The following is a 10,700-nucleotide window of genomic DNA, read 5'->3' as shown; positions in this document are numbered from 1 at the left end:
TATCTACACGATAGGAAACGCTTCAGGAGACACTGCCTCTACTGTGGCTGGAGAAATCTTGTCACAGCAAGCGGAGTCGTTGAATGAAGAACCTCGCTGATTCTTAGGAATCCCTCGGCTCTGTCGAGGGAGGATGTCAACAAAGACTACAGCAGCTTACCCCTCGTGGAATGTTATGCCGGACAACTGAACCAAGTCTTTATGAACCTTTTATCCAATGCGATCGATGCCCTAGAACAAGTTTGTAGCCAAAACGCCTACTTTCACCCCCAGATTACCATTCACACCACCCTCACCCCAGACCAACAAGCCTCTATCGCCATCACCGACAATGGCCCAGGCATCCCCAACCCCATCCAAGCCAAAATTTTTAACCCCTTCTTCACCACCAAATCCCTCGGACAAGGGACAGGAATGGGACTCTCCATCAGTTATCAAATTATCACCGAAAAACACGGTGGCGAACTCACTTGTCACTCCTCCCCCGGAGAAGGCACAACCTTCACTATCCTCATCCCCCTAAAGCAGTAATCAGTGAGATAAACTTTAAATCGTCAGGTTGTACAGCATTGGCTATGCTCAAACGTACCCCCATAATCCTATATAACAAGTTAGAGACTTGTGGAAAATTAAAATTGAACTCTCCACGGATTAAAATCCCGTGGCTTCCAATCGAAACAACTCAATGGATTAAAACACATTTCATTGATCACAAATCATATACTAATGCTATAGCAGACACAGAGGACTAAAGTCCTCCCTTGCCTGTTCCTGAGCCTGTCGAAGGATTCATCCATCGGTGTAAAGCTGTTCGCGGAGCGCATTCCCGCAGGGGAAACGCGCTCACGCACTCCGGCTGAATGCTTATGTCTATCAACCCGTTAAACACGGGTTTCAGCTATTAGCCTTGGGTTTTAACCCAAGGCAGATAAAGGTAGCACTACTCACTCAACTACAATCAAATCATGATCATCAGGTTCAGGACAATTCATTTCCTCCAACGTCTTCCACCCCGCATCCCAAAGATTTTTATCCTTGAGTTGCTTCGCATTAATCCAAAAACGCACCTCAGCATCACAAGAAGCCACCATCTCTGCAAACACCCATTTGCCCTCATTTTTCCGATTCACCACCTGAAAATGCCGCCATCCCCAAGTTTTCTGTTTTGCCGTCCATTTCGATCCTAAAAGATGAGGAAATTTCTGCTTTTTTGCCATTCTCTTGCTAACTGATGCTCGGTTTATAGATTATAGTAATCAGTAATCAGTAACCCGTAAACAGTAATCAGTAACCCGTAACCCGTAACCCGTAAACAGTAAACAATAATCAATTATCAATTATGCTCCATCTCACCTACCTAGACAGTAACTCTTGGCTCATCGAACTTGGCACAAAGCGTATTTTACTTGATCCGTGGCTCGTCGGGCCATTAGTCTTTGCTAACTTACCGTGGTTTTTTCAGGGGAAACGCCCAGAAGATCGAGAAATTCCCGAAAACCTCGATTTAATCTTACTCTCCCAAGGACTCGAAGATCACACTCATCCCCCCACCCTGAAACAACTCGATCGCAATCTTCCTGTCGTCGCCTCTCCCAATGCTGCTAAAGTAGTACAGGAGCTAGGCTATCAACAGATCACTCCCTTAGCCCACGGAGAACGCTTCACCCTAGACGACTTAGAAATTGTAGCCGTTCCGGGGGCCCCCATTGGGCCATTCCTCACCGAAAATGGCTATATTCTCGAAGACAAAACCCACAACACTCGTCTCTATTATGAACCCCACGGTTATCACTCTCCGCAACTCAAAAACTACCCTGCGGTAGATGTCGTAATTACCCCTTTAGTGAATTTACAATTACCTGTCGTTGGGGACTTTATTCGCGGCCAAGAAAACGCCTTACCTGCGGCAGAATGGTTAACTCCCCAAGTGATGATTCCTACCGCAGCAGGAGGCGATATAGAGTATGATGGCTTAATTAATTCCCTCTTAGAAAAAAAAGGAACAATTGACGATTTCCGAGGTTTACTCCGAGACAAAAATCTACATATCCGCATCATAGAACCTACTCCCGGCGAACGGTTTGGCGTTTTAATTAACAATTAACAATTAACAATTAACAGTTAACAATTTTCTTGGTTCTTGGTTCTTGGTGTCCCCCAACTCCCCCATCTCCCCCATCTCCCCCATCTCCCCCAATTATCAACTATCAATTGTTTTAGAAACCCCATTATCTTTTACCTTTAAACTTAATAGAAACGGGATGGCCTTTTTTTTCCATTGTTCAGGAGGGGGGAAACTCGCAGCACTTGACCCAAAACAAGAATCTAACATATCTGTGTGGATAATTCCCGGATTAACCGGAATAGCGGCTAAACCAGACGGGAGTTCTTGGGCTAAAGCGCGGGTTAACCCCTCAATTGCCCATTTTGTGCCACAATAGGGCGCGACATAGGGAGAAGTGGACCGGCCCCAACCGGAACTAAAATTAACAATAATCCCTTTTCCTCGTTCAATCATGGGCGGAACAAAAGCCCGAATCACATTAACAACTCCCTTAATATTGACATCTATCACAGGGCTGAATTCTGCTTCTGTCATTTCCCAAAGTCGTTTTGCTGGGTTAATTAATCCGGCATTATTAATCACTAAATCCGGGGCGTGGGCATGGGAAAGAACCACATCTGCCCAGGCTTGGACCGATCGCGCATCTGTCACATCAACAACAGTAAAATGATGGGGATTGCCGTAGGTTTGTTGGAGTTGCGCGATCGCAGCCTCCGATCTTGCACATCCTAACACCGTACACCCCGACTCAATAAACCCATCAACCATTGCCCGTCCCAATCCACGACTCACCCCTGTAATTACAACTAATTTCTGTGCCATACTTTAATCATTCTTGATTCACTGCATTTATTGTGTAAATAAGTTAAGATACCGACAATTTATATTGCCCGATACAATCATCCTATGCGTACCTTACTGCTTTATCCCCGATTTCCCCAAAGTTTCTGGTCGTTTGAAAAAACCCTCGAATTAGTGGGCCGCAAAGCCATGTTACCCCCCCTAGGGTTGATCACCGTCGCGGCCTTACTCCCCCAAGACTGGGAATTTCGCCTCGTAGATCGCAATGTTACCACCCTCAGCGAAGATGACTGGAATTGGGCCGAGTTAGTCATTATCTCCGGAATGATCGTCCACCGGGAAGACTTTGCTTATCTTATTAAAGAATCTAACCAACGAGGTATCCCGGTAGGAGTCGGCGGCCCCTACGCCACCTCCTTCGCCCAAGAAGTCGAAGCAGCCGGGGCCGATTATCTCATTTTAGACGAAGGAGAAATCACCATCCCCATGTTCGTCGAAGCCGTAGAAAACGGGGAAAAATCTGGGAAATTCCGCGCTTTAGAAAAACCCGACGTTACCGAAACCCCCATCCCCCGCTTCGATCTCCTCGATATGGAGGCTTACTCGGAAATGGCTATCCAATTTTCTAGAGGTTGTCCGTTCCAATGTGAATTCTGCGATATTATTGTCCTCTATGGCCGCAAACCCCGCACCAAAACCCCGCAACAAATCATTGCAGAGTTAGAACGCCTCTACGAATTAGGCTGGCGACGCAGTATCTTTATGGTGGATGATAATTTTATTGGCAATAAGCGCAATGTAAAGATTTTACTGCGGGAATTGACCCCTTGGGTCGAGGAACGAGGTTATCCCTTCACCTTCTCCACAGAAGCATCCGTGGACTTGGCCAATGATCAAGAATTAATGGACTTAATGACCGATTGTAACTTTGGGGCAGTTTTCTTGGGCATTGAAACCCCCGATGAGTCCAGTTTAGAAGTGACTAAAAAATATCAAAATACCCGCGATCCCCTCTCCGAATCTGTTAACAAAATTATTCGTTCTGGAATACGGGTGATGGCCGGGTTTATTATTGGCTTTGATGGGGAAAAATCCGGCGCTGGAAAACGGATTGTTGAATTTGTGGATAAAACCAGTATTCCTACCGCCATCTTTAGTATGCTACAAGCGTTACCGGATACGGCCTTATGGCATCGGTTAGAGAAAGAAGGCCGGTTACGCAAAGGGGAAGCCAATATTAATCAAACCAGTTTAATGAACTTTGTCCCCACCCGTCCCATTGAAGAAATTACCCAGGAGTATATCAACAGCTTTTGGGAATTGTACGACCCGCAAAACTTCTTAGACCGCACCTATCGCCATTATCGCATTTTAGGGACTGCCCCTTGTCATAAGAAACGGCAAGAGAAGGCAAAACAAGCCAAGTATGGGAAAAAACGGGCGGGGAAACCCATTGATTGGCGGATGATCCGGGCATTAGGGATTATTTGCTGGCGACAAGGTATCCTGCGGAAAACCCGCTTTAGCTTCTGGTGGTATTTGTTGCAAATGTTCATCCATAACCGTCGAGGAATTCCTAGTTATTTAGGGGTTTGCGCCCAAGCGGAACATTTCCTAGAATATCGGGAATTAGTGAAGAATAAAATTGAGCAGCAGTTAGCCCAATATTTAGCCGAAGAAGCGGCAAAAGAAGATAGTTCTGAAGCGGAACTGGTGGACTCGTTAGCGAGTTAAACACCAAGGTTGGGGCAATCCCAATATTGCCCCTAGTCCAAACTTTCAAATGTTCTAAAATTCGCTCAATAATAAATTATTCATTATTAATTCAATCCCATGCGTACTTTACTGCTATATCCCCGTTTCCCCAAAAGTTTCTGGTCTTTTGAAAAAACCCTTGAATTAGTGGGCCGCAAAGCCTTACTCCCCCCATTAGGGTTGATCACCGTGGCGGCCTTATTTCCGCAAGAGTGGGAATTTCGATTGCGCGATCGCAATGTTACCACCATCTCTGAAGAGGACTGGAATTGGGCAGAATTAGTGATTATTTCCGGGATGATTGTCCATCGGGAAGACTTTGCCTATCTCATCCAAGAAGCCAAAAAACGGGAAATTCCCGTAGGAGTCGGCGGGCCCTACGCCACCGCCTTCCCCCAAGAAGTCGAAGCAGCCGGGGCCGATTATCTCATTTTAGACGAAGGGGAAATTACGATCCCTATGTTCGTCGAAGCCCTAGAAAACGGAGAAAAATCCGGCAAATTCCGCGCTTTAGAAAAACCCGATGTTACCCAAACCCCCATCCCCCGCTTTGACTTACTGGACATGGACGCTTATTCCGATATGGCGGTACAGTTTTCACGGGGGTGTCCCTTCCAGTGCGAATTTTGCGATATTATCGTCCTCTATGGTCGCAAACCCCGCACCAAGTCTCCGCAACAACTCATCGCAGAGTTAGAACGACTCTACGAATTAGGCTGGCATAGCAGTGTCTTTATGGTGGATGATAACTTTATTGGCAATAAGCGCAATGTGAAGATTTTACTGCGGGAATTGACCCCTTGGGTAGAAGAACGAGGCTATCCTTTCACCTTCTCCACAGAAGCATCGGTGGATTTAGCCAACGATCAAGAGTTAATGGACTTAATGACCGATTGTAATTTTAATGCGGTCTTTTTGGGCATTGAAACCCCCGATGAGTCCAGTTTATCGGTGACGAAGAAATATCAAAATACTCGTGATCCCCTCTCGGAGTCGGTGTTAAAAATTACTCGCTCTGGCTTGCGGGTGATGGCTGGGTTTATTATTGGCTTTGATGGGGAAAAATCCGGCGCAGGGGAACGGATTGTGGAGTTTGTCAAGCAAACCACTATTCCCACAGCCTTTTTCAGTATGCTGCAAGCGTTACCGGATACCGGGTTATGGCATCGGTTAGAGAAGGAAGGCCGCTTACGCAAAGGGGAAGCCAATATTAATCAAACCAGTTTAATGAACTTTGTCCCCACTCGTCCCATTGAGGAAATTACCCGCGAGTATATTAAGGGGTTTTGGGAATTGTACGATCCGCAAAATTTCTTAGACCGAACCTATCAACATTATCGCATTTTAGGGACTGCTCCTTGTTATCAGAAGCGGAAGGAGAAAGCCAAACAGGCGAAGTGTGAGAAGAAATACCCCGGAAAAACGATTGATTTACAACTCGTTCGGGCGTTTGGGACTCTTTTATGGCGACAAGGAGTGAAGCGGAAAACCCGTTTTACGTTCTGGTGGTATCTCTTACAGATGTTTATTCACCACCGAGAGGTGATTTTGAGTTATTTGACAGTGTGCGCCCATGGGGAGCATTTTATTGAGTATCGGGGGCTAGTGAAGAATAATATTGAGCAACAGTTGGCGCAATATTTGGCTGAGGAAGGGGCCAAAGAAGAAACTACACCTCAGAATACAATTGAGGCGATCGCGGGGTAATCTGGAGATATTGATTTTTTTGTGATCGGTTAGGCTTCAATGAAGTTCAAGCTCAATAGGATTCTGTCTTGGAGACGGTTTGCGGACTCCTCTCAGTCGAGGAGTCCCTTTGATGTAGCGGCTATTGCCTCCATAGGTGGGTTAACGCTGGCGTTACTGGGGGTGTTGGTGGTGGGAGACCAAACTAGGCCCAAGGTGGTAGAGTTTAGTGGGGATAATCAGCCGATTGGGGTGGAGGCAGAGTCTTTTACCCTGCGGTTTAATGAAGCGATGGACGGGGAAACGGTGGCGGAGAATTTAGAGATTTCTCCCCCTCTCTCTGGCAAGTTGAGTGGGGGAGGGCGTAAATTTGTTTATACGCTGACGGATTTACCCGCTTATGGGACCGACTATGAGGTGAGGTTAGAGGAGGCCCAGACTGAACCTTTGTCTGGGCAACAAACGCCGGAGACAATGGAGGAGTTTACGGGGACCGTGGAAACCCGCGATCGCGCCTTTGCCTATTTAGGCATTACCGGAGAAGAAGCGGGTCGTCTCCTCTTGTATAACATCACTGAAGCCAAGAAAATTGCCCTTACACCGCCCGATCTCATTGTCACCCAATTTGCACCCTATCCAGAGGGCGATCGGGTCTTATTTTCCGCATACGAGGCCAATCAGGAGGCCAATACCCAAAAACTCTACACCGTCACCACCGGGTTAAATTATCAACCGGACACCGATCCCCAACCCCCAGGCCGCATTAAACGGGTATTAGATGCCCAAAATTACCGCAATTTTCAGTTTGATTTGTCCCAAGATGGCAATTTAATTGTGGTGCAACGGGCCAATCGGCAAAACCAAGAGGATGGGGGATTGTGGGTGATTCCGAAGGAGGGAAACCCCCGCTCTTTAGGTATCAGTGCGAATACCTTTCAAATTACCCCCGATAGTCAAAATTTAGCCGTAACCCAACCCCGTGGGGTGTCGCTTATTCCTTTAACTCCCCAGGGCCAACAGTGGGAGTTTTTCCCCGACTATGAGCAGATTATCGCCTTATCGGAGCAGCCCTCCCAACGGATGATTGTGTTAAAAGAGAATGAGGATTTTAGTAAATCGTTGTTTGCGATTAATCAACGGGGGGAGAGTAAGGAGTTATTAACCATTGGGGGAGATCTTCTTGATTGTGCCTTTGAACCGCGCCAAGGGGAGTTATTATATTGTTTGCAACTTGAAGCGTTAGACCAGAATCGTCGCAGTGCTACTCCGTTTCTGACCTTGATTAATACCCAAACGGGGAATAATTTTGCTTTGGTGGAGTTAACCAATGATCCGGATGTGCGCATGAGTATGGCCCCAGATGGTCGCAATTTATTGTTTGATCAGGTGATGTTAGAGGAGGATGGGGCCTCGGAGGAGGAACAAGCATCAGGGGAGGTTTGGTTGTTGCCGTTGCCGGATTTTGTGCGCGATCGGGAGAATGCAGAGTTAATCCCCCCAGAGGAAGTGACAAATGGCCTTGATCCTAAGTGGATTCCTTGATAGTTGATAGTTGATCCACAGAGGACACGGAGAGAGGAGGGAATCAGGTTTCCCTGTTTGACCGCTTCATTGTATAATAGGGCTTGACTACCAGTAGCTCAATAGTTCCCTTAATTCCTGCTTTGTCTAGCGTGGCCCCATTGAAGTTGCCTCAAAAAGAGTTTACTGGGAGTAGTCGGAATTTAATCCGCTTGGGATATTATCTCAAGCGGCCCCATTATTTTTGCTGAGTCTCGTTCTTGTCGTCTGCCTAAAAAAAAGTTTATAAGAAAAAGTTAAATTTTATGAAAAGGTGTGTTATTATGCAAACATTAGCTAAATAGTCAACCCTTTAGCTTTTTTATTCAACTAATCGTTAATTGTCTACAAAATTAGTCTAGGGAAGCGAGTTTTCTGTCCATCTCACAATCTAATCCAATGGAGAATTTTACAGCGTGGTTTCGTCACGTCACGGGATATCAACCTTTTCCCTATCAAGTGCAGTTAGCAGAAAGTGCAGACTTTCCCTTGTTTCTCGATGCAGCGACGGGGGCCGGGAAAACTGCGGCAGTGGTGCTTGCTTGGGTGTGGCGGCGGTTTTATCATCCTGATGAGACTATCCGGAGGCAGACTCCCCTAAGATTGGCGTATTGTTTACCGATGCGTTCTCTGGTTGACCAAACGACAAACAATATTCAAACTTGGCTGAGTCAGATTGACCCACCTATCACACTCTATCAGTTGATGGGGGGCAAGATTGAGAAAGATTGGGTGTCTTTGCCAGAGTATCCTTGCATTGTGGTGGGGACGCAGGATCAATTGTTGAGTCGGGCGTTAAATCGGGGCTATAGTATGAATCGCCATCGGTGGCCCATTGATTTTGCTTTGCTGAATAATGATTGTCTCTGGGTGATGGATGAAACTCAGTTGATGGGGAATGGGTTACGCACCACGGCACAGTTACAAGGGTTTCGAGAACAGTTTAACGGGTATGGGAACGTTAAATCTCTCTGGATGAGTGCAACGTTACACCGTGAGCAGGTGGAGACGGTGGACTATAAACCGGATTTAGGGGCGTTTCTGGGCTTATCTGAGGCGGATTTACAGGCGGAGGGGCTTCGACAACGGTTTTATGCTAATAAGCCTTTACAACGGGCGACAACGGTTTGGGATGGGGGGAAAGAGACGGCCTATGCTAAGAAGATTGTGCCGGAAATTTTGGCGGCGCATCAAGGGGGGCAGTTAACTTTGGTGATCTGTAATCAGGTTGCGCGATCGCAGGCTATTTATCAACACCTTCCCTCAGACACCGAAAAACGCCTCATACACTCCCGATTTCGCGCCGAGGATAGAAGTAACCTACAAGGGGATTTAGACACCTTCACGGGCATTGTAGTGGCGACACAAGCCGTTGAAGCGGGGGTGGATATCTCGGCGGCGGTTTTGTTTACGGAGTTAGCTCCTTGGCCGTCTCTGGTGCAACGGTTTGGACGCTGTAACCGACGGGGGGAACAGGACAGCATTACTCAAGTGTACTGGATTGATTACGCCGATTTAAATAAGAAAAATATTACTTGGCACTATAGTGTCGAGGCAATGGAGACAGGGCGAAAAGAGCTACAATCCCTTGATAATGTTAGTCCAGCTACCCTGTCTAAGATCACAGTTGAGCCAGAGGCTATTGAGGGGTTAATTCCTCGGAAAGCGGATATCTTGCAACTATTCGACACTTCTACGGATTTAATGGGGCATGATATTGATGTATCTCCCTTTATTCGAGACAGTCAAGACACGGATGTCTTAATAGCGTGGCGAGAGTGGCAAGGGAAAGGGCCACCGGAAGACACCACCGCTTTACAACCTCCAGAATTCTGTCGCGTTTCCCTCCCCCAAGCGGCGAAATATTGGCAAAAAGTGCGTGTGCGAAACCCGGCTTATCGGTGGGAGCGTAGTCAGGGAGAATGGGTTAGGGTGGAGAAACTTTATCCGGGGTTGGCTGTGATGTTTCCTTGTAAAGCGGGGGGATATTCCTCAGAGTTAGGGTTTACCGGGAATCCCAAGGATCGAGAGTTTGCAGCCATTACGCCCAATCCTGAACAAGATAACAAGAATGATCTGGCAATTCAAGAGAGCTTAAGTCCTGATAGTGATGATGACAACTCGACAACTCAGGTGGGGTGTTTTGTTTCTCTGCATCAGCATTCTAATGATGTTGCAGCAGCAGTGAAAACGCTGCTTGAAGATGTGCCAGACGGGTTAAAGGAATTCAAGTTTAATTCTCTCCAAGAAGCCTATGACTGGGATGAAAACTTAGTGCAACGGTTAATCCAAGCTGGACTTTACCATGATGTGGGGAAAGCGCATCCGGTGTTTCAGGATTTATTAACCCAAAAACGCCCTGAGCGCGAAAATGGACTCTGGGCTAAATCTGATCATACTCGCCAAGAGCGAAAAGCAATGAAACCCCCTGAAGACTGGCGGCGCGGGTTTCGCCATGAGTGGGCTAGTGCTTTGGTGGCCTGGGAGGAGTATCCAGAGGACTTTTTATTGGCCTATTTAGTGGCCTGTCATCACGGAAAAGTCCGTATGACGGTGCAAGCGAGGCCAAGGGAAACGAAACCGTCTCCACCTGATATTCCCTATGCGTTGGGGGTTTGGGATGGGGATGAGATTGAGCGAGTGGAGGGCATTACGAGTCAAAAGCATACGCTTACTTTACAGTGTATCAAATTGGGGAAGGAGTCTTGGCGAAATCGCGCGATCGCGCTTCTCCATCACCACGGCCCCTTCAAACTAGCCTACCTCGAAACCCTCATCCGTATCGCCGACTGGCGAGCCTCAGCAAAATATTAACTATTTGTTGGTTCGCTAA

Annotated in this window: 8 protein-coding genes; 6 read left to right on the top strand and 2 right to left on the bottom strand. The window is 47.0% G+C overall.

Translation table 11 applies throughout. The annotated features are described in order from the left end of the window. The first annotated feature begins 165 nt into the window (after positions 1-165). Positions 166-531, top strand: a complete 366-nt coding sequence (locus PN462_RS03085) for a sensor histidine kinase (protein WP_272126470.1) — start codon at positions 166-168, stop codon at positions 529-531. Between the two features lie 413 nt (positions 532-944). Here PN462_RS03085 and PN462_RS03080 read toward each other — a convergent pair whose 3' ends face one another. Continuing rightward, entirely contained in the window at positions 945-1,217 is a 273-nt protein-coding gene (locus PN462_RS03080) for a TIGR02450 family Trp-rich protein (RefSeq protein WP_272126469.1), read from the bottom strand. A 122-nt stretch (positions 1,218-1,339) separates the two neighbouring features. On the opposite strand from PN462_RS03080, the gene PN462_RS03075 reads away from it, so the two are divergent. Further along, a complete protein-coding gene (locus PN462_RS03075; RefSeq protein ID WP_272126468.1) occupies positions 1,340-2,104 on the top strand; it encodes an MBL fold metallo-hydrolase in 765 nt (254 codons plus the stop codon). A gap of 96 nt (positions 2,105-2,200) precedes the next feature. On the opposite strand, the gene PN462_RS03070 is transcribed toward PN462_RS03075, so the two are convergent. Beyond that, on the bottom strand, positions 2,201-2,887 hold the full coding sequence (locus PN462_RS03070; protein WP_272126467.1) for an SDR family oxidoreductase: 687 nt from the start codon (positions 2,885-2,887) through the stop codon (positions 2,201-2,203). A gap of 84 nt (positions 2,888-2,971) precedes the next feature. On the opposite strand from PN462_RS03070, the gene PN462_RS03065 reads away from it, so the two are divergent. The 4 genes from PN462_RS03065 to cas3g all read left to right on the top strand — a co-directional run bounded on the left by PN462_RS03065 (position 2,972) and on the right by cas3g (position 10,681). Then, entirely contained in the window at positions 2,972-4,600 is a 1,629-nt protein-coding gene (locus PN462_RS03065) for a B12-binding domain-containing radical SAM protein (RefSeq protein ID WP_272126466.1), read from the top strand. A gap of 99 nt (positions 4,601-4,699) precedes the next feature. Next, on the top strand, positions 4,700-6,328 hold the full coding sequence (locus tag PN462_RS03060; protein WP_272126465.1) for a B12-binding domain-containing radical SAM protein: 1,629 nt from the start codon (positions 4,700-4,702) through the stop codon (positions 6,326-6,328). Between the two features lie 39 nt (positions 6,329-6,367). Continuing rightward, positions 6,368-7,849: an Ig-like domain-containing protein gene (locus PN462_RS03055; protein ID WP_272126464.1), complete on the top strand. Its 1,482-nt coding sequence runs from the start codon at positions 6,368-6,370 to the stop codon at positions 7,847-7,849. Positions 7,850-8,266: 417 nt separating this feature from the next. After that, positions 8,267-10,681 carry a type I-G CRISPR-associated helicase/endonuclease Cas3g gene (gene cas3g, locus PN462_RS03050; RefSeq protein ID WP_272126463.1) on the top strand — a complete coding sequence of 805 codons (2,415 nt, stop codon included), beginning with the start codon at positions 8,267-8,269 and terminating at the stop codon, positions 10,679-10,681. The last annotated feature ends 19 nt before the right edge of the window (positions 10,682-10,700 follow it).

Origin of the sequence: Spirulina sp. CS-785/01 (genome assembly GCF_028330525.1) — a bacterium.
Taxonomy (GTDB): domain Bacteria; phylum Cyanobacteriota; class Cyanobacteriia; order Cyanobacteriales; family Spirulinaceae; genus JAQMSD01.
This window is presented reverse-complemented; position numbering and strand designations above follow the sequence as displayed.

What these genes read in the sequence shown, in the direction of transcription:
- PN462_RS03065 (WP_272126466.1), top strand. Translation starts at nt 2,972, where the DNA reads ATGCGTACCTTACTGCTTTATCCCCGATTTCCCCAAAGTTTCTGGTCG.
- PN462_RS03055 (WP_272126464.1), top strand. Translation starts at nt 6,368, where the DNA reads ATGAAGTTCAAGCTCAATAGGATTCTGTCTTGGAGACGGTTTGCGGAC.
- PN462_RS03080 (WP_272126469.1), bottom strand. Translation starts at nt 1,217, where the DNA reads ATGGCAAAAAAGCAGAAATTTCCTCATCTTTTAGGATCGAAATGGACG.
- PN462_RS03075 (WP_272126468.1), top strand. Translation starts at nt 1,340, where the DNA reads ATGCTCCATCTCACCTACCTAGACAGTAACTCTTGGCTCATCGAACTT.
- PN462_RS03060 (WP_272126465.1), top strand. Translation starts at nt 4,700, where the DNA reads ATGCGTACTTTACTGCTATATCCCCGTTTCCCCAAAAGTTTCTGGTCT.
- PN462_RS03070 (WP_272126467.1), bottom strand. Translation starts at nt 2,887, where the DNA reads ATGGCACAGAAATTAGTTGTAATTACAGGGGTGAGTCGTGGATTGGGA.
- cas3g (WP_272126463.1), top strand. Translation starts at nt 8,267, where the DNA reads ATGGAGAATTTTACAGCGTGGTTTCGTCACGTCACGGGATATCAACCT.